At 72.6% G+C, this 26,604-nt stretch carries 24 protein-coding genes; 12 read left to right on the top strand and 12 right to left on the bottom strand.

What is annotated here, in order from left to right; genetic code table 11:
- Window positions 1–205: 205 nt before the first annotated feature.
- Window positions 206–1,174, bottom strand: a complete 969-nt coding sequence (gene rfbB, locus ACFZCD_RS06180) for a dTDP-glucose 4,6-dehydratase (protein ID WP_391828412.1) — start codon at window positions 1,172–1,174, stop codon at window positions 206–208.
- Window positions 1,171–2,250, bottom strand: a complete 1,080-nt coding sequence (locus ACFZCD_RS06175) for a glucose-1-phosphate thymidylyltransferase (RefSeq protein WP_391828410.1) — start codon at window positions 2,248–2,250, stop codon at window positions 1,171–1,173. The genes rfbB and ACFZCD_RS06175 overlap by 4 nt, the downstream gene beginning before the upstream one ends.
- A 143-nt stretch (window positions 2,251–2,393) precedes the next feature.
- Here ACFZCD_RS06175 and ACFZCD_RS06170 point away from each other — a divergent pair, with 143 nt between their 5' ends.
- From ACFZCD_RS06170 to ACFZCD_RS06135, 8 genes are all read left to right on the top strand, one after another.
- Window positions 2,394–3,233: an SAM-dependent methyltransferase gene (locus tag ACFZCD_RS06170; RefSeq protein ID WP_391828408.1), complete on the top strand. Its 840-nt coding sequence runs from the start codon at window positions 2,394–2,396 to the stop codon at window positions 3,231–3,233.
- Between the two features lie 77 nt (window positions 3,234–3,310).
- A complete protein-coding gene (locus ACFZCD_RS06165) occupies window positions 3,311–4,444 on the top strand; it encodes a nucleotide disphospho-sugar-binding domain-containing protein (RefSeq protein WP_391828406.1) in 1,134 nt (377 codons plus the stop codon).
- 60 nt (window positions 4,445–4,504) lie between these two features.
- Window positions 4,505–5,662 (top strand): DegT/DnrJ/EryC1/StrS family aminotransferase, encoded by a 1,158-nt coding sequence (locus ACFZCD_RS06160; RefSeq protein WP_391828404.1) that lies wholly within the window; start codon window positions 4,505–4,507, stop codon window positions 5,660–5,662.
- A gap of 19 nt (window positions 5,663–5,681) precedes the next feature.
- Window positions 5,682–6,947, top strand: coding sequence for a DUF6365 family protein (locus ACFZCD_RS06155; RefSeq protein ID WP_391828403.1), 1,266 nt, complete (start codon window positions 5,682–5,684; stop codon window positions 6,945–6,947).
- Window positions 6,948–7,035: 88 nt separating this feature from the next.
- Window positions 7,036–8,346: an NDP-hexose 2,3-dehydratase family protein gene (locus tag ACFZCD_RS06150; RefSeq protein ID WP_391828401.1), complete on the top strand. Its 1,311-nt coding sequence runs from the start codon at window positions 7,036–7,038 to the stop codon at window positions 8,344–8,346.
- Window positions 8,343–9,380, top strand: a complete 1,038-nt coding sequence (locus tag ACFZCD_RS06145) for a Gfo/Idh/MocA family protein (protein WP_391828399.1) — start codon at window positions 8,343–8,345, stop codon at window positions 9,378–9,380. The genes ACFZCD_RS06150 and ACFZCD_RS06145 overlap by 4 nt, the downstream gene beginning before the upstream one ends.
- A gap of 13 nt (window positions 9,381–9,393) precedes the next feature.
- Window positions 9,394–10,692, top strand: a complete 1,299-nt coding sequence (rfbH, locus tag ACFZCD_RS06140) for a lipopolysaccharide biosynthesis protein RfbH (protein ID WP_391828397.1) — start codon at window positions 9,394–9,396, stop codon at window positions 10,690–10,692.
- Between the two features lie 114 nt (window positions 10,693–10,806).
- Window positions 10,807–11,946 (top strand): hydrolase, encoded by a 1,140-nt coding sequence (locus ACFZCD_RS06135; RefSeq protein WP_391828395.1) that lies wholly within the window; start codon window positions 10,807–10,809, stop codon window positions 11,944–11,946.
- 96 nt (window positions 11,947–12,042) lie between these two features.
- Here ACFZCD_RS06135 and ACFZCD_RS06130 read toward each other — a convergent pair whose 3' ends face one another.
- The 9 genes from ACFZCD_RS06130 to ACFZCD_RS06090 form a co-directional block, all read right to left on the bottom strand.
- Entirely contained in the window at window positions 12,043–12,849 is an 807-nt protein-coding gene (locus ACFZCD_RS06130) for a BTAD domain-containing putative transcriptional regulator (protein ID WP_391828393.1), read from the bottom strand.
- A 173-nt stretch (window positions 12,850–13,022) separates the two neighbouring features.
- Complete coding sequence (locus tag ACFZCD_RS06125; RefSeq protein ID WP_391828391.1) at window positions 13,023–13,934, bottom strand: MBL fold metallo-hydrolase; 912 nt, start codon at window positions 13,932–13,934, stop codon at window positions 13,023–13,025.
- 114 nt (window positions 13,935–14,048) lie between these two features.
- Window positions 14,049–14,930, bottom strand: coding sequence for a 4'-phosphopantetheinyl transferase family protein (locus ACFZCD_RS06120; protein ID WP_391828389.1), 882 nt, complete (start codon window positions 14,928–14,930; stop codon window positions 14,049–14,051).
- 26 nt (window positions 14,931–14,956) lie between these two features.
- Window positions 14,957–16,774: an acyl-CoA dehydrogenase gene (locus ACFZCD_RS06115; RefSeq protein WP_391828387.1), complete on the bottom strand. Its 1,818-nt coding sequence runs from the start codon at window positions 16,772–16,774 to the stop codon at window positions 14,957–14,959.
- Complete coding sequence (locus ACFZCD_RS06110; protein WP_391828385.1) at window positions 16,758–17,186, bottom strand: nuclear transport factor 2 family protein; 429 nt, start codon at window positions 17,184–17,186, stop codon at window positions 16,758–16,760. The genes ACFZCD_RS06115 and ACFZCD_RS06110 overlap by 17 nt, the downstream gene beginning before the upstream one ends.
- Before the next feature lie 51 nt (window positions 17,187–17,237).
- Window positions 17,238–18,200 carry an aromatase/cyclase gene (locus ACFZCD_RS06105; RefSeq protein WP_391828384.1) on the bottom strand — a complete coding sequence of 321 codons (963 nt, stop codon included), beginning with the start codon at window positions 18,198–18,200 and terminating at the stop codon, window positions 17,238–17,240.
- Between the two features lie 100 nt (window positions 18,201–18,300).
- The gene (locus ACFZCD_RS06100) at window positions 18,301–18,555 is read right to left on the bottom strand and encodes an acyl carrier protein (RefSeq protein WP_391828383.1); all 255 of its coding nucleotides are present in this window, start codon (window positions 18,553–18,555) and stop codon (window positions 18,301–18,303) included.
- A gap of 55 nt (window positions 18,556–18,610) precedes the next feature.
- Entirely contained in the window at window positions 18,611–19,852 is a 1,242-nt protein-coding gene (locus ACFZCD_RS06095) for a ketosynthase chain-length factor (protein WP_391828382.1), read from the bottom strand.
- Window positions 19,849–21,117, bottom strand: a complete 1,269-nt coding sequence (locus tag ACFZCD_RS06090) for a beta-ketoacyl-[acyl-carrier-protein] synthase family protein (protein WP_391828381.1) — start codon at window positions 21,115–21,117, stop codon at window positions 19,849–19,851. The genes ACFZCD_RS06095 and ACFZCD_RS06090 overlap by 4 nt, the downstream gene beginning before the upstream one ends.
- Before the next feature lie 402 nt (window positions 21,118–21,519).
- On the opposite strand from ACFZCD_RS06090, the gene ACFZCD_RS06085 reads away from it, so the two are divergent.
- Window positions 21,520–22,761 carry an IS701 family transposase gene (locus tag ACFZCD_RS06085; RefSeq protein WP_391828379.1) on the top strand — a complete coding sequence of 414 codons (1,242 nt, stop codon included), beginning with the start codon at window positions 21,520–21,522 and terminating at the stop codon, window positions 22,759–22,761.
- Between the two features lie 63 nt (window positions 22,762–22,824).
- Here ACFZCD_RS06085 and ACFZCD_RS06080 read toward each other — a convergent pair whose 3' ends face one another.
- Window positions 22,825–23,322 carry a flavin reductase family protein gene (locus ACFZCD_RS06080; RefSeq protein ID WP_391828378.1) on the bottom strand — a complete coding sequence of 166 codons (498 nt, stop codon included), beginning with the start codon at window positions 23,320–23,322 and terminating at the stop codon, window positions 22,825–22,827.
- A gap of 211 nt (window positions 23,323–23,533) precedes the next feature.
- Between ACFZCD_RS06080 and fabG the strand changes: the two genes are divergently transcribed.
- From fabG to ACFZCD_RS06065, 3 genes are all read left to right on the top strand, one after another.
- Window positions 23,534–24,319: a 3-oxoacyl-ACP reductase FabG gene (gene fabG / locus ACFZCD_RS06075; RefSeq protein ID WP_391828376.1), complete on the top strand. Its 786-nt coding sequence runs from the start codon at window positions 23,534–23,536 to the stop codon at window positions 24,317–24,319.
- 132 nt (window positions 24,320–24,451) lie between these two features.
- On the top strand, window positions 24,452–25,450 hold the full coding sequence (locus ACFZCD_RS06070; protein ID WP_391828374.1) for a 3-hydroxyacyl-CoA dehydrogenase NAD-binding domain-containing protein: 999 nt from the start codon (window positions 24,452–24,454) through the stop codon (window positions 25,448–25,450).
- 201 nt (window positions 25,451–25,651) lie between these two features.
- Complete coding sequence (locus tag ACFZCD_RS06065) at window positions 25,652–26,563, top strand: NADP-dependent oxidoreductase (protein WP_391828373.1); 912 nt, start codon at window positions 25,652–25,654, stop codon at window positions 26,561–26,563.
- Window positions 26,564–26,604: the final 41 nt, after the last annotated feature.

The following is a 26,604-nucleotide window of genomic DNA, read 5'->3' as shown; positions in this document are numbered from 1 at the left end:
GCGCGCCGGGCTCTGCGGTCGGCGTGAGGCCGGGTGTGCCCCTCCGTGACGGACATCAGGACGTGCTCCAAAGTCGGGGCTGCTGCTGCGGGGTGAGTGCCGTTCTGCCACTCCTACAGATGCCGCTCGAGGATCACTCGAGCCGCACTCGAAGACGGTGGGTGATTCCGCCATGCCGTGCGTTCTCGGTCATGGGGGTGCGTTCTCAGTGGTCGAGCAGGGGCTTCCACCACTCCGGGTGGTCGACGTACCAGCCGACAACGCGCTTGAGGCCTTCGTCGAGCGTCCACTGCGGCGCGTAGCCGAGCTCGGCGCGGATCTTGTCGTCGTTGATCGCATAGCGGAAGTCGTGGCCCTTGCGGTCCGGGACGTGCATGACCTTGGACCAGTCGTGACCGGTCAGGTCGAGCAGGCGCTCGGTCATCTCGCGGTTGGTCAGGGCGGTGGCACCGCCGATGTTGTACGTCTCGCCCGCGCGGCCGCCCGTGAGGACGAGCTGGATGGCGCGGCAGTGGTCGTCGACGTGCAGCCACTCGCGGACGTTGGTGCCCTCGCCGTAGAGGGGCACCTGCTCTCCCTGCAGGAGGCGGGTGACGAACTGCGGGATGAGCTTCTCGACGTGCTGGTGGGTGCCGTAGTTGTTGGAGCACCGGGTGATGCGCACGTTGAGCTTGTGGGTCCGGTGGTAGGCGCGGGCGAGGAGGTCGCTGCCGGCCTTCGACGCGGAGTAGGGGGAGTTGGGCAGCAGGGGCGACTCCTCGGTCCACGTGCCGGTGGCGATGGAGCCGTAGACCTCGTCGGTCGACACGTGCACCACGTTGTCCACACCGGTGTACAGACATGCGTCGAGGACGCTCTGGGTGCCCAGCACGTTGCTGTGGACGAAGGCCACCGCGCCGTCGACGGAGCGGTCGACGTGGGACTCGGCCGCGAAGTGCACGACGGCGTCGTGGCCGGGGAGCAGCTGGCGCAGCAGGTCCTGGTTGCAGACGTCGCCGCGGACGAAGGTCAGCCGCGGGTCGCCGATCGGCAGGTTGTCCTTGTTGCCCGCGTAGGTGAGCTTGTCGATGACGGTGACGTGCGCGTCCTCGTAGCCGCGGTAGCCGCCGGAGAGCATGGTGCGGACGTAGTGCGAGCCGATGAAGCCGGCGCCGCCGGTGACGAGGACCTTCATGCCATGACCTCCGCGCGCGTGTGGTCCCCGATGATCAGCCGGCTGCCCGAGGCGGCCGTGCCGGGCGCCTCGACCCGGGCCCAGCGGCCGATGACGCAGCTCTGCAGGTCGCGGACGTTCTTGATGGCGGCGCCTTCGAGGATGATGGAGTCCTCGACGCCGGTCTCTTCCAGGACGCAGTCGCGTCCCACGGCCGTGTAGGGGCCGATGGTGCTGCCGGTGACGACGCTTCCGGCGCCGATCACGAGCGGTCCGGTGAGCCTGGAGCGGAGGACGCGGGCGCCGGGTTCGATGACGACCGGCCCCTGCAGAATGCTTTCCGCGTCGACTTCGGCGCCTTCGCGGTCGGCCGCGGTGCCGCCGATGCGGTCGAGGATCTCCCGGTTGCACTCCAGGAGGTCGTCGATCTTGCCGGTGTCCTTCCAGTAGCCCTCGTACTCACGGGCCGTGACGGTCCGGCCCGCGTCCACCAGGTGCTGGATGGCGTCGGTGATCTCCAGCTCGCCGCGGGCGCTCGGCTCGATGGCGCGCACGGCCTCGTGCACGGCGGCGGTGAAGAAGTACACGCCGATCACGGCGAGGTCGCTGCGCGGCGCGCTCGGCTTCTCCACGAGGGCGAGCACGTTGGACTCCGCGTCGACCTCGGCCACGCCGTACTGGCGCGGGTCCGCGACCTTGGTGACCAGGACCTGGGCGTCGGGGCGGCGCTCGTGGAAGGCCTCGGCGGCCTCGGCGATGCCGTCGGCGAGGACGTTGTCCCCGAGGTACATCACGAAGTCCTCGTCGCCGAGGAAGCCGGCGGCGAGGGCCACGCAGTGCGCGAGCCCGAGGGGGGCCTCCTGGCGGATGTAGGTGAGGCGCAGCCCGAGTTGCGAGCCGTCCCCCACCGTGGCCTCGATCTGGGCCGCGTGGCCGCCGACGATGACGCCCACGTCCTCGATGCCGATGTCCCGCAGGTTTTCCAGGCAGTGCACCAGGACGGGCTTGTTGGCCACCGGGACGAGTTGTTTGGCCATCGAGTAGGTGAAGGGACGCAGTCGCGTGCCTTCGCCCCCGGACAGGACCAGTGCTTTCATGGGTTCCCCAGAAATTCTCGCAAGGAGACAGGATCGGGGACAACGTGGTCGACCGCGCTCGACTCCGATTCGAGTCACCGTCGAACTAATGTTGACAACTTCTCTCCCCGTCGCGGTTGCCGATGTGGAGGAGCTGAGTGTCAATGACGCAGGAACCGCAGGCCGAAGCCCAGGCCCTGTCGCCGGACGAGGTCGGCGAGGTCTACGACGAGAAGGGCTGGCTCTGGGAGATCTTCATGGGCCAGAACCTGCACATCGGCTGGTGGGACGACGAGGCCCCCGGGGTGGACCCCAAGGACCGGCTCACGGACGTCCTCATCGAACAGGTCGGGCTGAAGCCCGGGCAGCACCTCCTGGACGTCGGCTGCGGCCGGGGCCGCCCGGCGCTGCGGCTGGCCGAGGCCGGCGGCGGTGAGGTCACGGGGATCACCGTGAGCGCGGAGCAGGTGGCGGCCGGCACGGAGGCGGCGGCCGGGGCGGGCCTCGCGGACCGGGTCCGGTTCGAGCTGGCCGACGTCTCGGCCCTGCCCTACGCGGACGGCACGTACGACGCCGCCTGGGCCATGGAGTCGCTGATGTACCTGGGGGACCGGGCCGCCGCGCTCCGGGAGATCGCGCGGGTGCTCAAGCCCGGCGGCGTGTTCGTCCTGTCCGACTACGTCGAGTCGGCCGAGCTGGACGAGGAGTGGCGCAAGGTCCTGCTGGAGGGCTTCACCGTGGGCTCGCTGCCCACCGCGGAGCAGTACGTCGAGATGATCACCGCGGCGGGTCTGGTCGTCGAGCGGAACCTCGACGCGACCCCGCACCTCCGGCGCTCCGCGGCCCGGATCGACCAGCTGGTGGCGGACAACTACGACAAGGTCGTGGAGAAGGGCGGCCTTGCGTTCGCCGAGGAGTTCAAGGAGATGATCGGCCGCGTCTCGAAGCTGGAGCGCGACATGCTCGGCTACTCGGTGATCACCGTGCGCAAGCCGGCCGCCTGAGCCGCGGGAGGCCGGTGGACCGGGCCCGTTGAGCCGCCGTCGAGCGGGGTTCGAGGCCCGGTTCCAACGATGACCGCATGAAGATTCTCTTTGTTGCGGGAGGCACCTCCGGGGTGATCTTCGGCATCGTCCCGCTGGCCCAGGCCGCCCGCAACGCCGGGCACGAGGTCTTTATGGCCGCCCCCGAGAACATGATGGCGACCATCACGGGTGCCGGGATCCCCGGCGTCCCGGTCTCCGACGTGCCGATGCTGGACCACCTCGTCGACCGGCGCGGCATCCGCGTGCCCATCCCCGAGGATCTTCACGAGCGCTACATCTTCAACGGGCGCACGTTCGGCCGCTACGCCGCCGCCTGCCTGGACGGCCTGCTGTCCCTGGTGGCGGACTGGCGCCCGGACGTCGTCGTGGGCGGGGCACTCGCCTTCGCCGCCCCGCTGATCGCCGGGCACCTGGGCGTGCCGTACGTGAAGCAGGCCATCGACATGGGCGAGCCGCGCACGATCGACCTCGCGGCCGCCGCCGAGCTGGGCCCGGAGCTGGAGCGGCTCGGCATGTACGAGATGCCGCGCACGGACCTGTTCGTCGACATCTGCCCGCCCAGCCTGCGGCCCGCCGACGCGCCGCCCGCGCAGATGATGCGGTACGTGCCGTTCGCCACCCAGATGCCGGTCGAGCCCTGGATGTACACCAAGGGCGACCGGCCGCGGGTGCTGGTGTCGGCCGGCAGCAGGGTCACCCCGGAGTCCGACTTCGACATCCTCAGCGGCCTCGTCGACAAGGTCGGCAAGCTGGACGTCGAGCTGCTCATCGCCACGCCCGAGGCGGTCGCGGAGAAGCTGCGCCCGCTGCCGGACCACGTGCGGGCCGGCTGGATCCCGCTGCACCTGGTGGCCCCGACCTGCGACCTCGTCGTCCACCACGCGGGCGGCAACACGACGATGGGGTACCTCTCGTACGGCGTGCCCCAGGTGCTCGTGCCCTACCTGCCGTACTGCGTGGACTATTCGGCCCGGCTCAGCGCGTACGGGGCCGCGACGATGATCGACCCCGCCGACGACAGCGCCGAGAACATCGCGCGCGTCTGCGCCGAGATGCTGGCCACCCCCTCCTACCGCGAGCGGGCCGCGGAGCTGGCGGCCGAGGTGACCGCGCTGCCCACGTCCGCCGACGCGGTGCGGGCCATCGAGCGGCTCGTCGCCGCCGCCTGACGCCCGCACGCCCTCCACCGCACGCGTTCGCGCCACACCGACTCCCAGGGGTACTACCAAATGATCAATCTCTTCCAGCCGCAGGTGGGTGACGCGGAACTCGCCGCCGTGGCCGAGGTGTTCGACAGCAAGTGGCTCGGGCACGGGCCGCGCACGAAGGCCTTCGAGGCGGCGTTCGCCGAGCGCCTGGGGGTCGCCCCCGAGCACGTCCTGTTCGTCAACTCCGGCACGGCGGGACTGTTCCTGGCGCTGGAGGTTCTCGACCTGGCCGAGGGCGACGAGGTCGTCCTGCCGTCCATGAGCTTCCTCGCGGCCGCCAACGCCATCGTCGCCGTGGGCGCGAAGCCCGTCTTCTGCGACGTCGACCCGCGGACGATGAACCCCACCTGGGAGCACGTCGAGGCGGCGGTCACCGAGCGCACCAAGGCGGTCGTGGTGCTGCACTACGGCGGTTACCCGGGCGACGTCGTGGAGATCGCCGAGCGCTGCCGCGAGCGGGGCCTCACCCTGGTCGAGGACTCCGCCTGCTCGGTGGACTCCCGCGTGGACGGCCGTGCGGCCGGCTCCTTCGGCGACCTGGCCATGTGGAGCTTCGACGCCGCGAAGGTGCTGGTCACGGGCGACGGCGGAATGCTCTACGTGCGGGACCCCGAGCGCGCGTTGCGGGCCCGCCGGCTCGCCTACCACGGTCTCGTGCAGGCCACCGGCCTCGCCTACGCCAAGGTCTCGCACCGCTGGTGGGAGTTGGAGGTCCCCGAGGTGGGCCGGCGCGTCATCGGTAACGACCTGACGGCCGCGATCGGCCTGGTGCAGCTCGGCCGGCTGCCCGAGTTCACCGGCCGGCGCAAGGAGATCGTCGCCCTGTACGACCGCGAACTCGCCGGCATCGAGGGCCTGAAGACGCCTCCGCCACTGCCGGCCGGGCACGAGACCTCGCACTACTTCTACTGGGTGCAGATGGACGCGCGGATCCGCGACCAGGTCGCCTCCGACCTCCTGGCCGCCGACGTCTACACGACCTTCCGCTACGCCCCGCTGCACAAGGTGCCCACCTACGCGTCCGACGCCGACCTGCCCGGCACCGAGCGGGCGTCCGGTGAAACCCTGTGCCTGCCGATCCACCCGGGCCTGAGCGACGCGGACGTGCTCACCGTCGTGGCCGAGCTGCGCAAGGCGATCGAGACCCGCACCCGGGCCCTGGCCCCGGCCGCGGGCTGACCGGACGGGAGACCACGTCATGCGACTGCTGTTCATGTCCCCGCTGGCCAAGACCCTGCACGAGACGACCATCGGGCTCGACCTCGCGGGGCAGCTGGCGGACGCCGGCGTCATCAGCCACTTCGTGATCGACGCGGACAACGAGGACCAGCTCAAGACCGCCGGACACCCGTACACCGTGATCACGCCCGCCATGGGTGCCCGGGTCCGCGAGGAGGTCGGGCGGGTCGTCAAGGAGTTCCGGCCGGACGCCGTCGTGCTGAGCGACTACCTGGCGCACTGGCTGACCCACCTCGTCAGCTATGAGACGGACCCCTGGTACGTCCAGGAGTTCGGCGTGCCGGTGATCCCCCTCGACCTGCACGACCTGACGAACACCACCCGGGAGCTGGAGGTGCTCGGGAAGACCGTCGTCGCCGACGGCAACATCCTCGACATGCCGGTGCACCTGCACCCGGTGCCGATGGGCCGCCCGGAGGTCCGGGCCGGCGGGCAGGGCCTGCCCTACCGCGCCAACCGGAGCATCGTGCCGCTGACGGACGCGGAGCGGGACGCGGTGCGCCGGTCGCTGGGGCTCGGCAGGGCGGAGAAGCTGCTGATGTTCCCGACGCTGCCGTGGCAGGAGACCATGCAGACGCGTGCCGGGCCCCGGACGCGCGAGCTGGCCGTCCGGGTGCCGCAGCTGATCGGCCACTACCTGCGGCAGCTCCCGGACGACACCCGCTTCGTCGTCGCCGGGCCGTACCTGGAGGGGCTGGGGCTGCCGCCCGAGCGCCTCCACGTGGTGCCCTCGTACACCGCGCAGCAGTACCACGCCCTGATCGGCGCCTCGGACGCCGTGATGTCGGCCTTCCTGCCGTCCTACGCGCTGGAGCGGGCCGTCCTCGCCGACGTGCCCGGGCTGTTCACCCTCAACTCCCACGACATCGGGGAGGCGGCGGGCGACGGCGGGCGGCCCGGGGCTCCGGGCGGGCTCTCGCCCGCGGTCCGGGCGTGGCTCGCGGGCTTCCCCGGCGCCGTCCCTCCGTTCCACATGTGGCCCTTGAGCTGGAACGAGGTGCTCGGGCCGCTGCTGGTGGACAACCCGTTCGCCGACACCGCCGTGCGGACCGAGCTGTTCGACGAGCGGGGCGTCGTCGACGGCCTCACGGGCGTCCTCGGCGACCCGCTGGTCCGCGCCCGGCTGGCGGAGGCGCGCGCGGCCTACCGGGACGCCATCGACCGGCTCCCGGAGACCACCGAGGTCTTCGCCACCGCCCTGGGTCGCGTGGGCCTCGCGCTCTGAGGCCCGTACCGCCCCTGAGCCTCCTTCGAGCGGCGCTCTAACCGGGTGCCGGATGTTGAGGCAACCGCACATCATGAGGAGGGCTGCCGTGTTCCGGCAGACAAGCGAGTTCCATGACTGGTTCGCCGAACAGCGCGCGGCGCAGGACCACCGGGTGACGCCCGCCCCGCTGCGCGAGCTCGACGGCTGGTCGTTCGAGCCGGGGACCGGCGACATCCGGCACCGCAGCGGGCGGTTCTTCAGCATCGAGGGCATTGCGGCGGAGACCGACAACCGTGAGGTCGCCGCCTGGTCGCAGCCGATCATCGTGCAGCCGGAGTCCGGCATCCTGGGCATCCTGGTGAAGGAGTTCGCCGGCGTCCCGCACTTCCTGCTCCAGGTGAAGATGGAGCCGGGCAACATCAACATCCTGCAGCTCTCCCCGACCGTGCAGGCGACGCGGAGCAACTTCACCCGGGTGCACCAGGGGAACGCCGTCCCGTACCTGGAGCACTTCCTGGCGCCGCGCGCCGGGCGGGTGGTCTTCGACGCCCTGCAGTCGGAGCAGGGGTCGTGGTTCCTCGGCAAGCGCAATCGCAACATGATCATCGAGGTGGACGGGGACGTCCCGGTCCGCGACGGCTTCTGCTGGCTCACGCTCGACCAGATCGGCGAGCTGCTCAACGTCGAGAACCTCGTCAACATGGACACCCGCACCGTGCTGTCGGGCCTCCCCGACGGCTGGGCGGTCCAGGGCCGCACGACCGGCGCCGAGGGCCGGGCCCTGCACGGGACGGCCGAGCTGCTCAGCTGGTTCACCGAGGCCAAGGCCTCGCACCGGCTCGACCGCCGGCGCATCCCGCTGTCGGAGGTCGCCGGCTGGGGCGAGGCCGGCGGAGCCGTGGCGCACGAGAGCGGCCGCTTCTTCAAGGTCATCGGCGTGGACGTCGAGGCCCAGGGCCGCGAGGTCGCCCGCTGGTCGCAGCCCATGATCGCGCCGGTCGGCCGGGGCGTGATCGCCTTCCTCACCCGGCGCATCGAGGGCACCGTCCACCTGCTGGTGAAGGCCCGCACCGAGGCGGGCAGCTTCGACCTCCTCGAAATGGGCCCCACCGTGCAGTGCGCGCCCGCCAACTACGAGGGCCTGCCCGCCGGGAGCCGCCCGCGGTTCCTGGACGAGGTGCTCTCGGCGGCGCCCGGGCGCGTCCTGCTGGACGTCGTCCACTCCGAGGAGGGCGGCCGCTTCTACCACGCGGAGAACCGCTACCTCGCGGTCGAGGCGCCCGACGACTTCCCGCTCGACGCGGGCCCCGACCACATCTGGATGACGCCCCATCAGCTCGGGGCGATGATCCGCCACTCGAACCACGTGAACGTCGAGGCCCGCAACCTCCTGGCCTGCCTGCGGTTCCTGCGGTGAGCGCCGTGGAGCCGGGCGGCCCGGCCGCGACCGTGCGCCTCGGCCTCCTGGGCTGCGCCGACATCGCCCTGCGCCGGATGCTGCCCGCCGTGGAGCGGACCGAGGGCATCGCGCTCACGGCCGTGGCCGCCCGCGACGCCGCGCGGGCCGCGGAGGTCGCCCGGCAGTACGGGGCCGGAGCCGCCGCCGGCTACGCGGAGCTGCTGGAGCGGGACGACGTCGACGCCGTCTACGTGCCGCTGCCCTCGTCGCTGCACGCCGAGTGGACCGAGCGCGCGCTGCTCGCCGGGAAGCACGTCCTGGCCGAGAAGCCGATGACCCTGGACGCCGGGGAGACGGCACGGCTCGTGGACCTGGCCCGCTCCCGCGGGCTGGCGCTCATGGAGAACTTCATGTTCGTCCACCACCCGCAGCACCGGCGCGTGCGGCAGCTGCTGGACGAGGGCACGATCGGCGAAATCCGCACCGTCCACGCCGCCTTCGCGATCCCGCCGCGGCCCGCCGGCGACATCCGCTACCGGGCCGACCTCGGCGGCGGCGCGCTCTTCGACGTCGGCGTCTACCCGCTGCGGGCCGCCCAGCTGCTGCTCGGGCCCGGCCTGGAGGTGGTCGGCGCGGACCTGCGCACCGACCCGGAGCGGGGGGTGGACGTCGCGGGCGGCGTGCTGCTGCGGCGGCACGACGGGGCGACCGCCCACCTCACGTTCGGCATGGAACACCACTACACGTCCCGTTACGAAGTGCTCGGCAGCGCCGGCCGGCTCCGCCTCGACCACGCCTTCACGCCCCCGGCCGATCACCGCCCGGTGATCGCGATCGAGCGGCGCGACGGCGTCGAGGAGCTGGAGCTGGAGCCGTTCGACCAGGTCACGGCCGCCGTACGAGCCTTCGTGACGACCATCGGATCCGGAGCCGGCACTACGGCCGGCGAGGCGACCGTCCGCCACGCGGAGCTGGTCGCCGACGTCCACCGGGCAGGGCACGCGCGCGGGCCGGGGCCGGCACTGCCCGACGACACGCTGAGCACGCCGTAGGAGGCGAAGAGGAATGAACGAAGCCAAGGCCAGCATTCTGGAGCAGGTCCGTGCGTACCACGGCACGGACGACAAGGAGTTCGTCCCCGGCGAGACCGGCGTGTGGCCGGCCGGTGCCGTGTTCGACGCCGACGACCGCGTGGCGCTGGTCGAGGCCGCGCTGGACATGCGCATCGCCGCCGGCGTGAGCTCCCGCCGCTTCGAGCGCCAGTTCGCCAAGTACTTCAAGCTGCGCAAGGCCCACCTGACCAACTCGGGCTCCTCGGCCAACCTCCTCGCGCTGTCCGCCTTCACCTCCCCCCAGCTGGAGGACCGGCGGCTGCAGCCCGGCGACGAGGTGATCACCGTGGCGGCGGGCTTCCCGACCACCGTCAACCCGATCATCCAGAACGGGCTGGTGCCCGTCTTCATCGACGTCGAGCTCGGCACCTACAACACGACGCCGGAGCGCATCGCCGAGGCCATCGGCCCGCGCACCAAGGCGATCATGATCGCCCACTCGCTGGGCAACCCCTTCGCCGTCGAGGAGGTGGCGCAGCTCGCGGAGGAGCACGACCTCTTCCTCATCGAGGACAACTGCGACGCCGTCGGCTCCCTCTACCGCGGCAAGCCCACCGGCACCTTCGGCGACATCGCCACCACCAGCTTCTACCCCGCGCACCACCTCGCGATGGGCGAGGGCGGCTGCGTGCTGACCGACAACCTCGCGCTCGCGCGGATCGTCGAGTCCATGCGCGACTGGGGCCGGGACTGCTGGTGCGAGCCGGGCGAGGACAACCGCTGCTTCAAGCGGTTCGACTACCAGATGGGCGACCTGCCGCACGGCTACGACCACAAGTACATCTTCTCGCACGTGGGTTACAACCTGAAGGCGACCGACCTCCAGGCCGCCCTCGGCCTCAGCCAGCTCTCCAAGATCGACGCTTTCGGCGAGGCCCGCCGCGCCAACTGGAAGCGGTTGCGCGAGGGCCTGGACGGGGTGCCCGGGCTGCTCCTGCCGGAGGCCACGCCCGGCAGCGACCCCAGCTGGTTCGGCTTCGCCATCACCGTGCGCCCCGACGCGCGCTACACCCGCAAGGACCTGGTGGCGTTCCTGGAGGCCCGGAAGATCGGCACCCGCCGCTTCTTCGCGGGCAACCTCACCCGCCACCCGGCCTACCTGGACCGCCCGCGCCGGATCAGCGGCTCGCTTGCCAACAGCGACCTCGTCGCCGAGCACACCTTCTGGATCGGCGTCTACCCCGGTCTCACCCCCGAGATGGTCGACTACTCCGCCGAGTCCATCCGGGACTTCGCGGCGAAGAACTCCTGACGCCCGCCGCGCCCGGCGCGCGCCTCCCCGGCGCGTGCTCCCGGACGCCGGCCCGTCCCGGCGCGCCCGCACCGCCGTCCACCGCACTACCGCACACCCACAGGAGCCCTCACGATGACCAGGGACGCAGACGCAGCACCCACCCTGCTGGAGGCCGCCGCCGCGGCCGCCCCGCTCGCCGCCGCGCACGCCGCCGCCGCGGAGGCGGACCGCCGGCTGTCCCGGCCCGTCGTGGACGCCGTCGTGGCCGCGGGGTTCTCCAGCCACTTCGCCCCGGCGGCGCTCGGCGGTGCGGCCGGGACCTTCGCCGAGCTCCTCGACGCCTCCGCGGCGCTCGGCGAGGGCTGCGCCTCGGCGGCCTGGTTCGCCTCCGTGATCGCCAGCGCCGGCCGGCTCACCGCCTACCTGCCGCAGGAGGGCCGCGAGGGCGTGTGGGCCAAGGGGCCGCAGACGGTCGTCGTCGCCGGGCTCATGCCCTCGGGCAGCGCCGAGCGGGCCCCCGGCGGCGACTGGCGCGTCACCGGCTCGTGGAACTACGTGAGCGGCGTGGACTTCTCCGACTGGATGCTCGTCGCCGCCCGCACCGGCGAGGAGGGCACCGGCGTCCGCGTCCTCGCCGTGCCCCGCACCGACTACTCCGTCACCGAGACGTGGCAGGTCATCGGCATGCGCGGGACCGGCAGCAACACCGCCGTGCTCGACGAGGTGCTCGTGCCCGGCGCGTACACCGTCCCCCTGGACGTGCTGCTCGCCGGCCTTGCCCCCGGCGCGGAGGCGGACTGCCACCGCGTGCCCATGAAGGCCGCCAACGGCGTCACCCTCGGCGGGCCCCTGCTCGGTGCGACCCGGGGCGCGCTGCGCCGTTGGCGCGAACTCGTCGCCGCCAAGCTGGCCGCCCCCGCCGGTGCCATCTCCGGGGGCTCCGACCACGGCACCTTCGAGCAACTCCTGGCCCGTGCCGAGGGCGAGACCGACGCGGCCGGGCTGCTGCTGGAGCGCGTCGCCCGCACCACCGACACCGGTGCCGTCGACGCGCTCGGCACCGCCCGCAACGGGCGGGACTGCGCGCTCGCCGCGGAGATGCTCGCGACGGTCTCCGACCGGCTGCTGCGCTCCGCCGGCACCCGTGCCCAGGCCGAGGGCGAGGAGCTCCAGCGCCGCTGGCGGGACGTGAACTGCGGCGCGGGCCACAGCGGTCTGCAGTTCCCGGCGGCGGCGGGCGCGTACGCCCGGCTGCTGAACGCCTCCGCCTGACGCCCCGGCGGCGGCGCGTGGCCGCCGCCACGGAAAAGCGCCGGACGGACCCGCAAGGGCCCGTCCGGCGCTTCCTGTTCGCGGATGCGAACGGGGTCAGATGCTCGCGGACACCAGGCGGCGGTGGTGCTGCGCGGGGACCGCGTCCGCCGGGTTGAGCACGTCCAGCTGGAGCCGCTGCAGCTCCGGGGAGGGCTCCAGGCCCAGCTCGTCGTTGAGGATCCGGCGCAGGCTCTGGTACGCCTGCAGGGCCTCCGCGCGCCGCCCGGAGTGGTTGAGGGCGGAGATCAGCTGGCCGTGGAACCACTCGTTGAGCGGGTAGTCGTTGACCAGCGCGCGCAGCAGCGGGATGGACTCGCGCTGCCGGCCGAGCAGCAGCTCCGCCTCGATGCGCAGCTCCAGGGCCCGGATGCGCAGCTCGTTGAGGTGCACGATGCGACCGGTGAGGACGTCGCCCGCGGGGATGTTGGAGAGGGCGGGGCCCCGCCAGAGGGCCAGGGCCTGCTCCAGGCGCTGGACGGCGGCCTCGGGTCTGCCGTTCCCCAGGGCCGTCTTCCCCTGCAGCACGAGGCGTTCGAAGATCTTGATGTCGACCTCGTGGTCCTCCACGCGGATGAGGTAGCCGGGCGGCTGGGTGATCAGCAGGGCCCGCTCGGCGGGCACCAGCCGCTCGGCTATGAACATCTTGCGCGCGTGGTAGATGTACGTCTGCAACGTGGTCAGGGCGCTGCGCGGAGGGGACTCGCCCCAGAGCTCCTGGATCAGCGATTCCGAGGTGACGATCTCGTTGGGCCGGGTCAGGAGCAGCGCCAGGGTCTGGCAGACCTTCGGCGTGCTGGGCAGGTGGGGTGGCCGTCCGTCCTCGGTGACGATCTCGAACGGGCCGATGAGGTTGAATCGCACGTGCACACACTCCTGTACCGGGTGCAAGATCCCTGTGCCGCGTTGAGCAGGATTACTGACAACGTAGGTGTACGCCGCACAAAACCCCCACCTCCATAGGGCGAGAGTGTCAGGCTACCGACCGGTAGGTTTTCTTTTGTCCGGTTCCCCTCACGTCCGGTTCATTGCATGTGTCAGGCGTGGCACACGGGCAGCCCGCCGTGGTACTCGACCATCTCGGAGAAGAGCAGGCCGACGTCGAGCGGAAGGCCGGGAGCCGCCCCCTTCTCCTCCGCGTAGGCGCGGTGCAGATTGGGCACCAGCCGCTCGGAGTCGAGGAGTTCGGCGTACGCGCCGAGATCCGCTTCGCGCGCGGCCTCCAGCGGGCCGATCCCCGCCGCGATCCCCGCCCGCGCGATCTCCTGCACGCGCCGCAGGTACCCCTCCGTCGCGTCCAGCAGCTCCGGTCCGCCCACGGGGCCGTGACCGGCGACGACCGTCACCGGATCGAGCGCGCGCAGCTGCTCGGTGACCGCCAGCGAACCGGAGACCGAGCCCATCAGGCAGAACGGCGTGGCCCCCGACATCACCAGGTCGCCGGTGAAGAGGACCCGCTGCTCGGGCAGCCAGACGACCGTGTCGTTGGTCGTGTGCGCGACGCCCGGGTGCAGCAGCTCGGCCGTGACGTCCCCGATGTGCAGGGTCAGCCGGTCGCGGAAGGTGAGGGTGGGCAGTTCGACGGAGACGTCGCCCCAGCACACCTCGGGCCACAGCCCCGTCAGGTGCAGGCCCACGTCCGCCATCTCGGTGCGGGTGCGCTCGTGGGCGACGACCACGGCGTCGTCGGCGAACAGGTAGTTGCCGAAGGTGTGGTCGCCGTGGGAGTGGGTGTTGACGACGAACTGCGGGGGCCGCGCCGTCAGCGGCGCGAGGGCCTCCTTGAGGGCGCGGGCCCGGGCCTCCGTGGCGGCCGTGTCGACCAGTGCGGAGCGGTTGCCGGCGACGATGAGGCCGGCGTTGTTCAGGCACCAGCCGCCGTCGGGCTGGACGTAGGCGTGGACGTTCTCCGCCACCTCTTGGAGGCGGGGGGTGTCGTGGGTGTGCACGGGTGTTCTCCGCGGTGATCGGGTGTGGGACCGGATCACTGTGGCGAGCGGGAATCGAGTGCGGGTCGAGGGCGCCGGGGCCGGCTTTCCCCGTCGTGCTGAACGCGCTCGTCCTCAGGCCCCGTTCGGGCCGGAAGGCGTGCCGGACGGTGTGCGGGGGCGCGCGGCGATCACCGCCGCCGCCAGAAGCGCGTCCAGCACCGTGCCCGCCGTCGGTCGTCTCGTCGCCCCGAAGACCGCCGGAGCCACCGCCGCACTGACCGTGTAGCCCGCGCCCAGCGTGTGGGACTCCAGGTGCCAGTCGCCGTCGTCGGCCGGCGAGCCGTCCGAGCGCAGCAGGCGGGCGGTGGCGCCCGAGGCGGCCGGGATCGTGAAGCCGAAGGAGGTGAAGGGCAGCCGCAGGCCCAGGCCCAGGGCCTTGCTGTAGGCCTCCTTGAGGGTCCACAGCCGGATCATGGACGCGTTCCGGTCCGGCTCCGGCAGCCAGCCGAGCGCGGCCCGCTCGTAGGCGGTGAAGGACTCCTCGGCCAGGCCCGTGCCGTAGACGGAGCGCGTCGAGGACTCCACGTCGACGCCGATCGGGCCGACGTGGCTGAGCCCCACGGCGAGGATGTTCCCCGTGTGGCTCAGGCTCACCTCCAGCTGCCCGCAACCGCGCAGGTAGGGCCTGCCGTTGGGGTTGCGGGCGAGCTCCAGTTCGCCCGGGTCGGCGTCCAGGACGGCGCCCGCCGCGTGCTTCAGCAGCAGGCGGGAGGCGGCGAAGCGCCGCCGCGTCGTCTCCTGGCGGATGCCGGCGTGGCGCTCCGCCTCCTGCCCGAGCAGCCTGCCGAGCTCGTGGCCGGGCAGGCCGTGGTCGCCCCAGTCGGTCATCAGCCCGTAGACGAGGGCGAAGCCCCGTTCCTCCAGGGCGGCGTCCACCGCGGTCCACGGGCCGTCCGGGGCCGTCACCCGGACCGGCGCCGGACCGGCCAGCCCCCGGGTAGCGGATGTGCCCATGTCAACTCCTTCTGTGTGGTGGGCGGTTACGCGGCAACCGGGCCGCCACCCAGCAGCACGTCGTACAGATCGAGGCTGCGGCCCTGCTCGCAGCGCTCCACGACCGCCGCGAGCAGTGCCTCGCCGCGCCGGCCGCCGGCGACGGGCTCCGGCAGGCCGAGGCGGAACTGGACCCTCCCGAGGGCCGCGATCAGCCACGCCGGGTCGGACAGGAGCCCCGGCTCCCGCTCCCGGTCGCCGTACAGCCACACGCCCAGGCAGGCGGCCGCCGCCGCGAGCAGGCCGTAGCGCTCGGCGAGGGCGTAGCCGTGCGGGGTGGCCAGGGCGGCGAGGTCCCGCTCGGGCAGGGCGCGGCACTCCTCGCCGAGTGTCCGCAGCTCCGCGGCCAGCGCCCGCACTTGGGAGCGCAGCGCCTCCCCGTCCTGGCCGGAGACCGGGAGGGCTTCCAGGGCCTCCTCGGCGTGCGGCAGCACCGCCATGAGCGTGTCCCCGCCGGCGGCGAGGTCGAGCCGGGCGGGGTCGAGCGGGGGCAGGGGCGCCGAGGCGGAGAACAGGCCGGCCGGGGGCGGGGCGGCAGTCCACGCCGTCCGGGCCAGGAAGGGGAGTTGCGGGACGAGGGTGGCGAGCGCCGCGGCGGCGCCGATCGGCCCGGGCGGGATCTCCGACAGGTCGCGCAGGTGCTTGCGGAACGTGCCGAAGCCGCCCTCCTCCTGCAGGGCGCGCGGCCCGAGGACCGCGGCGAGGTCACCCGTGCTCTGCTGCAGCATCCGCACCACCAGGCACATGGCGGCCGCCGTCCACACGCTGGACTCCTCCGGCAGGAGGTGCAGCGACCGGATCGTGGCCAGCAGGAGGCAGTCGCACACCAGGACGTCCGCGAACGAGGACGTGATCGCGCGCCGCGCGTACCGCGAGGTCAGCGGACGCACCCCCGGCGCGCCCTCCAGCACCGCTCCGACCACCGAGCGCAGCGCGGTGTCGGCGCAGCCCACCGCCATCGACGGCACCAGCGGCCTGCTGACCTGCAGGGACCGCAGGGCGACCGCCGTACCGTCGCCGGGCGCGCCGAGCACGCTGCCCTCCGGCACGGGCCACCGGCCGAACTCCAGGTGGCCCGCGGGCAGCCGGCGCACCGCGATGGCCTCGTACGGGGAGAGCAGGCGCACGGCGTCCGGCGGGAGGTCGGCGCGGTCCAGGAGCAGCGCCGAGTGGGTGCCGTCGCCGTCCGCGTGCCGGGCCACCAGGACGAAGCCCGCGGCCAGAGGCGCGTTGGCGATCAGCGGGGTGCGCCCGTCCAGCGTGCCGCCGTCCCGCGGCGCCGGGGTGAGGGTGAGATCGCCGCTGCTGAACTCGTTGCCGTAGGACATGTTCTGGAACGCGACGGCGAGGCGGCCGCCGTCCAGGAGCAGCCGTGCCGTGCGGGCCTGCTGCTCCGGGGTGCCGTGGCACCAGGCGAACACGGCGGTGACCAGGGAGGCCGAGCCGTGGCCGCGGCCCAGGGCGAAGTCCCGACGGAACACCGCGCGCAGCAGCCGCGCCGCGGTGTCCAGGCCGGTCAGCCGGCCGCCGAGCGGTTGCGGGACGAGCTCTTCCCGCAGGCCGAACGCGTCCAGCAGGGCCTCGCCGCCCAGCGGCAGCTCGCCCCGTCGGTCGGCGGCCAGCACCGCGGCGTGGCCGAGCGGGTTGCCCGGGTCGCGGGGGTCGCCGAGGAGGCGTTCCAGCGCGGTCACGCGCTCGGCGGGCGAGGCGGTCCCGGCGGTCCCGGCGGTGGGGCCGCCGGCGGTCCCACCCGTGGGACCGCTGGTGAGGTCGTCGGTGGGGCCGATGTCAGAAGACCTGGTCATGGGTGATCAGACGGGACTTGAGCCGTACCTCGCCCTCGGTCACCACCAGCGTGTCGTGCACCGTGCAGCTCGGGTTGATCTCGGGCTTGCCGCCGGGGCGGACGGTCACCACGAGGGCGTAGACCGTGGACTTGACGGTGCCGTCGTCCTGCGGGTCCAGGGCGATCTGGTTGAACCAGTGGCGGCGCGTGACCGGGTCGCCGTCGAACTTCTTGTGGAAGTTCACGAGCTCCTCGACGATGCCGGCGTGGCCGACGGCGGGCTCGGCGCCCGGCGAGTGCTGGAAGACGCCGTCCTCGGTGAACGTCGCCGCGTACTCCTCGAAGCGGCGGGCGTCGAGGTGGTGCATCTGGTGGGCGTAGAAGTGCTGGACCTGGGAGTGGAGCTCCGTCAGGGACTGGGTGGCGGTCATGGTGCCTCCGGGCGGAAGGAAGAGGGGCGAGGAAGGGGGAGAGGAAGGGGGTCAGCCGGCCTGTGCGGCGGCGCGCTCCTCGGCGTACGTCGCGGCGTGCGCCATCGTGGCGAGGCTGTTGCGGCCGAGGGCGTCGCGGAGGTACTGGCGGGCGTCGGCGAGGGTGGCGTCCGCGCCCAGGACCGCGGTGACCGCCTCGGGGTTGACCGCCACGGTGTGCCGGGCGGTCGCGACGGCGCCGCCTCCGGGCTTGTCCGTGAAGTGCCACAGGCCGCTGTGGCCGAGCAGCAGCTTCGGCATGACGTGCTGCTTGTAGGCGATCCACTCGGGGCCGCGGCAGATGCGGGTGGAGCGCGTGGTGTGGGCCGAGCCGTCGGCGGTGACCGTGTCCATCTCCAGGTCCTGGATGCCGGGGACGTCCTCGGTCAGCCGGGCCTGCCGGACGTGCGGGAGCCGCTCCGCCCACAGGTCGGCGCGGTTGACGAAGTCGAAGGCGTCGGCGGCCGAACCCGTCAGCTCGACGGTGTCGGTGAAGGAGAACACCACGTCGGACGCGGTGCCGCCGTACTCGGCGATCCGGGCCAGCGCCGCCAGCTCCTCGGGGCTGTTGCGGTCCAGCGCGGCGTTGACGGCCGCGACGGTCTCCGGCGCGTCGCCGACGGCCGTGAAGTCGTGGAGCAGCACCACGCGGGTGCCGCCGCCCGGCAGCGCCTCGAAGATCCACTCGCCGCCCATGGAGGCGATGGGGGCCTGGCTGCGCTCCTGCCGGAAGGTCACCCGCAGGGCCTCGGGGTCGAGGGTGCGCCGGGAGGTCCAGGTGCTGACCTTCCCGTTGACCGTGGCCCAGATCTCGAAGCGCTCCGCGCGCTCGCCGCGCTCCAGGTGGTGGACGTGGACGCTCGGACCGAAGATCGCGGGCCAGGTCGTGACGTCCGCGACCAGGCCGTAGAGCACCTCCGGGGGCGCGGAAACATCCAGGGTGTGCTCGGTGTGGTGCCGGCGCGGTTCCGTCATGTCGTTCGTCTCCTCGGTGCGTACGGGGCCGGGCCCGGGCACCGGGCGTCCCGTGCCCGGCCCCGGGTGCTGCGGACCGCTCGGTGCGGCGCGCGGCGCGTCAGGCGGCGGCGGTCTCGGTGACCAGGCCGTTGACGAGGTCGATGAGCGCCTGCGGGGTCTCGGCCTCGACGAGCTCGTCGTCGGGGACGACGACGCCGAACTCCTGCTTGATCTGGGCGGCGCTCTCCATCAGGGCGAGCGAGTCGTAGCCCAGCTCGTCGAACGGGCGGTCGGCGATGTCGCCGGTGATGTCGATGCTGTCGTCGACGCCGGCGCACTCGACGAGGATGCGGCGGACGTCGTCAACGGTCATGCGGGCCATGGGAAGCACTCCAAGTGGGGAAGGGAAAGAGGGAGGCCGTCGGGCGTTACGCGCGCACGACGACGGCCGAGTTGAAGCCGTGGCGGCCGCGCGCGAGCACCAGGGCGGTACGGACCCGCTGGTCGCGGGGCGTGCCCTGGACCAGGTCGAGGCCGTAGTCCCCGGGCACCGGGGCGCCCGCGGGGGTCGGGGGGATCACGCCGTCGCGGATCGACAGCAGCGCCGTCGCGACGTCGAGCGGTCCGCCGCCGGAGTAGAGCCGGCCGGTGAGGGCCTTCGGGGCGGTGACGGGCACCGCTCCGGCGCCGAACAGGCCGCTGATGGCCGTGGCCTCCGCGGCGTCCAGCTCGGGCACGCCCGCGCCGTCGGCGAAGACCACGTCGATGTCGGCGGGCGCGAGGCCCGCGTCGGCCAGGGCGGCCTCCGCGGCGCGGCGCAGGGCCGGGGGCCGGCCCGTGCCGGGGGCGGGGTCGAAGGTCGCGGCGTACCCCGCGAGTTCGCCGTAGACGCGCTGCACGCCGCGTCGGCGGGCGCTCGCCTCGTCCTCGGCGACGAGGATCGCGCCGCCCTCGCCGGGCACATAGCCGGAGGCGTCGGCGCTGAAGGGCAGGTAGGCGCGGGCGGGGTCGGTGACGGTGGTGACGCGGCCGCCGGCCAGCTGCGAGGCGTAGCCCCACGGGTCGAGGGCGGAGTCGACGCCGCCGGCCACCACGAGCGGGGTGCCGCGACGCACCGTGCGGCGGGCGTGGCCGAGCGCGTCCAGGCCGCCGGCCTGCTCGCCGACGAGGGCCGCGCTCGGTCCGCGCAGCTTGTGGCGGATGGAGATCTGGCCGGTGTTGACGGCGTAGAACCAGGCGAAGGACTCGTAGACGCTGACGAACTCCGGGCCCTTGCCCCACAGCTTGTCGAACTCGCGGTGGGTGAAGTCGAAGCCGCCCATCGCGTTGGAGGTGACGACACCCATGTCGTAGTCCGGCAGGGTGTCGGGCGAGACGTCGGCGTCGGTGAGGGCCCAGTCGGCGGCGACGAGCGCGAGCCGCGTCGACGGGTCGGTCTGCGGGAGCAGCCGGCTGTTGAGGTGTTCGGCGGCGTCGAAGTCGTCGATCTGGCCCGCGAGGGAAGAGGCGTAGCGGGAGGCGTCGAAGCGGGTGACGGGGCCGATGCCGGTGTGGCCCGCGAGCACCGCCTTCCAGTAGGCCTCGGTGCCGAGCCCGTTGGGGGCGGTGACGCCGATGCCGGTGATCACGGTCCGGCCGGTGGCGCCGTTCTGACCGTCCTTGCTGGTCATGCCTTCACTCCTTCCGGGGCGCGCAGGATCATCGCGCTCTGGAATCCGCCGAAGCCGCTGCCGACGGTGAGGACGGAGTCCACCCGCTGCTCGCGCGCGGTCAGCGGGACGTAGTCGAGGTCGCACTCGGGGTCGGGCGTGTGCAGGTTGGCCGTGGGCGGCACGACGTTGTGCTTGATGGCCAGGGCGCAGGCCGCGACCTCGATGGAGCCGATGGCGCCCAGGGAGTGGCCGACCATCGACTTGATGGAGCTGACCGGCACGTCGTAGGCGTGCTGCCCGAGCGCGATCTTGAACGCGGCCGTCTCGTGGCGGTCGTTCTGCTTGGTGCCGGAGCCGTGCGCGTTCACGTAGTCCACGACGGCCGGGTCGATGCGGGACTCGTCGAGCGCCGCGCGGATCGCCTCCGCCATCTCCCGGCCGTCCTTCTTCAGACCGGTCATGTGGTACGCGTTGCAGCGGGTGGCGTAGCCGGTGACCTCGGCGTAGATCTGGGCGCCGCGGGCCTTGGCGGCCTCGTACTCCTCCAGGACGAACATGGCGCTGCCCTCGGCGAGGACGAAGCCGTTGCGGGAGGCGTCGAACGGCCGGGAGGCGTGCGCGGGGTCGTCGTTGTTCGTCGTGGTGGCCTTGATCGCGTCGAAGCAGGCCAGCACGATCGGGGAGATCGGGGTGTCGGAGGCGCCGGCGATCATCACGTCGGCGGAGCCCTCGCGGATCAGCTGGACCCCGTAGCCCACGGCGTCGAGGCCGGAGGTGCAGCCGTCGGAGACCATGGTCACGGGGCCTTCGGCGCCCGCGGCCCAGGCGACCTCGGCGGGCATGACGCCCGGGCTGAGGTAGTCGAACATGTGCGGCGACAGGTAGTCGGGGTCGACCAGCCACTCGCGGCCCTTGTCGGCCATCACGAGGTACTCGTTCTCCAGGCTGGTCGCGGAGGCGACGGCGCTGCCGAGGCTCACGCCCACCCGGTGCGGGTCGACGCCGGCGAACTCCAGGCCGCTGTCGGCCACGGCCTCCCGGGTGCAGGCGACGGCGAACTGGGTCGCCCGGTCCATCCGGCGGATCTCCCGGGGGGAGAAGCCCTCGGCCTCGGGGAAGAAGTCGGCCTCGGCCGCGACCCGGGACCGGAAGGGCGCCGCGTCGAAGAAGGAGATCCGCCGGGTGGCGGTGCGGCCCGCGGTGAGCAGGTCCCAGAACTCCTTGGTGCCCGAGCCGCCCGGGGCGCGGACGCCGATACCGGTGATCACCACTCGTCGGGTCATCGCGTGGGCACGCCTTCCTTCGAGCTGAACATCGAGTCACGTTCCTTTCCGCTTGCCTTGCAGCGACGTCCACCGCTGCCTGTCGGGGACGGCGCCGTCGGCAAGGGAAACGGTGCGGCCCGAAGCTCGAACACCGCTCGAAGACGGGTGGGGCAACCCGTAAGAAACCAGCTGGCTGGTTTCTCTCAGTAATCCGACATCGAAAACGCCGCATGCGGCCCTTGCGGTCGGTTTCTGGCGCGCTTTTATAGGCCAGATTTGGCAGGAAAGCGGACAAAAAGGGGTGAATTTCAGCTTCGACTTAACGCTTCCAGGAGCAATAGAAACAACGCAGTCGGTTTGATACGGTCAAATATGCCGTCGGTAGCCATCACGTGGGGAGAGACGATGGAAGCCAGATCCGTGCAACTCAGCCCTGTGGACGACCCTTCGCCCCCCGGGGCACCGCCCGCCGGGAAGCCGTCCCCGGCCGGTCCCTGGGACGTGGAACCGGAGCTCTTCGCTTCGCTCACGCGCAACGACCAGCGCAGGATGGCGGAGCAGTACGTACGCGGCCTGCTGGAGGCGGAGGGCCGCAAGACCCTGCGCAACGTCGCGGACCAGATCGGCGGGAAGGCGCTCCAGCAGAGCGTCCACCACTTCATCACCGCGTCGTCCTGGAACTGGGCCCCGGTCCGCCGGGCGCTCGCGCGCCGCGCGGAGGAGGAGGTGCGCCCCCAGGCGTGGGTGGTCAACTCCACCGTCATACCCAAGGCGGGGGTGCACTCGGTCGGCGTCGACCAGCAGTTCCTCCCCCACCTGGGGCAGACCGTCAACGGCCAGCGGGCGTTCAGCGTCTGGAGCGCCTCCGAGCGGATCAGCGTGCCCTTCAACTGGAGCCTGGTGCTGTCCAGGAGCTGGCTGGAGGACCCGGCCCGGCGCAGCCGCGCCCACATACCCGACGCCAGCCGTGCCATCTCCCTGGAGGAGCACGCCGGCACCGTGGCCCTGGAGGCCGCCGACTCCTGGGGGCTGCGGCGGCGCCCCGTCGTCGTGGACGTGGAGGGGCTCGACGCGGGGGCGACCGTGCGGCGCTTCGCGCGCGCGGGCGTCCCACTGATCATGCGCATCGACGGCACGACCCCGCTGCGGGTCGACGGCAGCCTGCTCCAGGGCTACAGCGACCGGGAAGTGCCCGCGCAGAACCTGATCGACTCGATGCGGCGGATGCGGCGCCGGGTCGAGTGGTCCGACACCTCCGGCGCGGGCTCGCACCGCGCCGTGGTGAGCACGATCCCGGTGATCCTCTCCTACCCCGTGCCCGCGGGCGTGCCCGGCGGAAGCCGCCACCGGCCCATGCTGCTGATGGGCGACTGGGGATCCTCAGGGCAGTGGCCGTCGCGGCTGTGGCTCACCGACTCCAGGCGGCTGCCGCTGGTCACCCTGCTGCGCCTGACCCGGCTCACGGGCGTCGTCCAGCGAGACTTCGCGGAGGTCTCCGAGCACATCGGGATACGGGACTTCGCGGGCCGCTCGTTCTGCGGCTGGCACCGCCACGTCACCCTGGCCTCGGTCGCCCACCTCATCGCCGTGCGCGCCGGGGCGCGGCGGATCCCGGCGCAGCGGCGGCGCACGGCGGGGTCCGTCGCACCGCTGTGCGCCTGAACGGACCGCGTCCGAACAGACCGTGCCCGGGCGGGCCGTCCGTACGGGCCGCGCGTGACCGGGTCAGCCAGTGGCCGGGCCGGCGATCCCGTGGAAACCCTTCCGGTAGTACAGGAGGGGCTCTCCCTCGCCGGCCTCGGCGTGCTCCACCTCGCCGAACAGCACGAGGTGGTCACCGGCCGGCACCTGCCGCTCGGTGCGGCACTCCAGCCGGGCGAGCGCGCCCGGCAGCAAGGGCAGGCCGCGCCGGGACAGGGTCGTGCCGGGCCGGGGGAACTTCTCCGCGCCCTTGCGCGCGAAGAGCCCGGCCAGGTCCTGCTGGTTCCGGCCGAGCACGTGGACGACGAACCCCTCGGCGCCGGTGAAGGCGTCGAAGCAGTTGGCCCGCAGGTCCAGGCACACGAGCACCAGGGGCGGTTCGAGGGAGACGGAGGTGAAGGAGCTGGCAGTGAAGCCCTGGCTGCGGCCCTGCGCATCCACGGTGGTCACGACCGTGACCCCGCTGGCCCAGCGGGCGAGGGACGTCCGGAACCGTTCGGCAGTGATCGTCTCTGCGAGCATCCCCCCACGCTGCTCAGCTCCGCTTGAGCCGGGATCGAGAAGCGGCGGAACCGCCCGGACGGAACCGTTCCCTCGACCCCCCTTCGACCGGCCGTCGAGGCCGCGGCGGCACCCTCGGCGCGATCGGCGTCACGGCTCCGGCAGTGCGTCATCGGTACGGCAGTACGCCATCGGTACGGCATCAGCATTCGCAACCAGCAACGGAGGAACGATGGGCACGCAGAACGCCAAGGTCGCACTGGTGACCGGGGCAACGAGCGGCATCGGCCTGGCGATCGCCACCCACCTGGCCCGCAACGGCGCCCGCGTCTACCTGTGCGCCCGGGACGCGGAGAAGCTGGCGGCGACCGTCAAGTCCCTGCAGGACCAGGGCTTCGAGGCCGACGGCACCACCTGTGACGTGACGGACCGCGAGGACGTCAAGCGCTTCGTGGCCGCCGCGGTGGACCGCTTCGGCACCGTCGACATCCTCGTCAACAACGCCGGCCGCAACGGCGGCGGCGCGATCGCCGAGATGTCCGACGAGCTCTGGTACGACGTGATCAACACCAACCTCAACAGCGTCTTCCTCGTGACGCGCGAGGTGCTGAGCGCCGGCGGCCTGCTCACCAAGGGCTGGGGCCGGATCGTCAACATCGCCTCGACGGCCGGCAAGCAGGGCGCGGTCACCGCCGCCCCGTACTCCGCCTCCAAGCACGGCGTGGTCGGCTTCACCAAGGCCCTCGGCCTCGACCTCGCCAAGACGGGCATCACCGTCAACGCCGTCTGCCCCGGCTTCGTCGAGACGCCGATGGCCGAGCGCGTCCGCGGCCACTACGCGGAGATGTACGGCATCACCCTGGAGGAGGCGGCCGAGAAGGTCACCACCCGGGTGCCGATCGGCCGTTACGTCGACGTCGAGGAGGTCGCCGCCATGGTCGACTACCTGGTCGGCGACGGCGCCTCGTCCGTGACCGCGCAGGCCCTCAACGTCTGCGGCGGCCTGGGCAACTACTAGGCCCGCCCGCGGCGGACGGACCGGGCGCGGAACATCCGTGTCCGGTTCGACCGCCGCTCTAATTCCGCACGAGCCCGTCGCGGCAGCCTGTGCAGGCAGCACCCACAGGCAGCAGGACGACAGGAGCAAGCGGTGACAGATTCCCCTTCGCCCATAGGAACGCGCATCCGCACGGCGGCCGTGATCGGCGTGGGCACCATCGGCCTCGGCTGGGCGGCGCTGTTCGCCTCCGCCGGGCTGACCGTTCGCATCAACAGCCGGCGCCCGGACGCCGAGGCGCACGTCCGCAAGGCGTTCGAGCTGTACGCGGCCTCGCTGCCGGGCGGCCCCGCCGACCCGGCCGAGCTCTGCGCCCGCCTGGAGTTCGAGCCCGACGTGGCCCGCGCGGTCGAGGGCGCCGACGTCGTCCAGGAGAACGCGCCGGAGGACCTGGCCCTCAAGCAGGACCTCTTCGCCCGCATCGCCGCCGCCGCCCCCGCCCACGCGCTGCTGCTGTCGTCCACCTCCACACTGCTGCCCGACGCACTCGGCGAGAAGACGGCCGACCCGGGCAGGCTGCTGGTCGCCCACCCCTTCAACCCGCCGCACATCGTGCCGCTCGTCGAGATCGTCACCGGCGAGCGGACCGACCCGCGGGCGGTCGAGGAGGCCGTGGCCTTCTACCGCGCCCTCGGCAAGACCCCCGTGGTGCTGCGCCGCGCCGTCCCCGGCTTCGTCGCCAACCGGCTGCAGTCCGCGCTGCTGCGCGAGAGCATCCACCTGGTCCGCGAGGGCGTCGTCTCCGTCGCCGAGCTGGACGAGATCGTCACCTCCTCGATCGGCGGCCGCTGGGCGGCGGTCGGCCCCTTCCGCGCCTTCCACCTCGGCGGCGGCCCCGGCGGCCTGCGCCACTGGTTCGAGCACCTGGGCGCCGGACTGGAGAAGAGCTGGCAGGGGCTCGGCAACCCGCCTGTCGACGAGGAGACCGTCGCCCGGATCCTCGCCCAGGCGGAGGAGGCGTTCGGCGACCGCGGCTACGAGGAGCTCGCGGCCGAGCGCGACGCGAAGCAGACGCGGGTGATCGCCGCGGCGGCGGGCGCGGCCGCGGGCACCGGTGCCGAGGCCGGCGCCGGCCCGGCGGAACGCCCGTAGCCGACCGCACCCATCGGGCGGACGGTCGAGTTCCGCTCGAAGTGCACTCGAAGCGCGCTCGAAGCCCGGTCGACATCCGCTCAAGGCTCGCTCGAAGCGCGCTGGAAAACCGCACGAAGCGTCGTTTTCCCCGTTGACCTCAACTTCGGTTGAGGTTGAAAGATGCAGAACACCAGCCCCACCCACAGAGAAGGACATGCCATGAAGGCGGCAGTTTTCCAGGAGTTCGGCGGCCCCGAGGTGCTCAAGACCGAGGAGGTCGAGACCCCTCGTCCCGGCGCCGGCGAGGTGCGCGTGCGCGTCAAGGCCGCCGGTGTGCAGGCGTACGACACGGCCGTCCGCGCCGGCTGGACGCCGCCCAACACGACCCTCTCCTTCCCGCAGACCGTCGGCAACGACTTCGCGGGCGTCGTCGACGAGCTCGGCGAGGGCGTCACCGAGTTCGCCGTCGGCGACGAGGTCCTGGGCTGGGCCATCCTCTCCTGCTACGCCGAGTACCTGGTCGTCTCCGCCGAGCAGGTCGTCGCCAAGCCGGCCGGCATGCCGTGGGAGGTGGCCGGCGCGTTCTCCGCCTCGGCGCAGACCGCGCACACCGCCCTCCAGGCGCTGGAGATCGGCGCGGGCGACACCCTGCTCGTCCACGCTGCCGCCGGCGGCGTCGGCACGATCGCCGTGCAGCTGGCCCGGGTGCTGGGCGCCACGGCCATCGGGACCGCGAGCGAGCGCAACCACGAGTACCTGCGGTCGCTGGGCGCCACCCCCGTCACCTACGGCGAGGGCCTCGCCGACCGCGTCCGCGAGCTCGCCCCCGGCGGCGTCACCGCGGCCCTCGACGGCATCGGCGGCGACGCCCTCGACGTCTCCGTCGAGCTGGTCAAGGACAAGAACCGCATCGCCACCCTCGTCGACTTCGGCCGCGTCGAGGAGCTGGGCGTCCGCGCGGTCTTCAGCCAGCGGGCCAAGGAGCGCCTCGCCGAGCTGACCGCCCTCTACGCCGAGGGCAAGCTGCGCGTGGAGGTCTCCAAGACCTTCCCGCTGGAGCAGGCGGCGGACGCCCACCGCGAGATGGAGACCGGCCACGTCCGCGGGAAGATCGTCATCACCGTCGGCTGAACGATCGAACGTCCGTCGAGCGTCAACCGAGGAGACCTGCC

Source organism: Streptomyces sp. NPDC008001, assembly GCF_042958085.1.
In the GTDB taxonomy this organism is placed as follows: Bacteria; Actinomycetota; Actinomycetes; order Streptomycetales; family Streptomycetaceae; genus Streptomyces.
The sequence above is the reverse complement of the archived record's forward strand: the minus strand, read 5'-3'. Positions and strand labels throughout refer to the sequence as shown.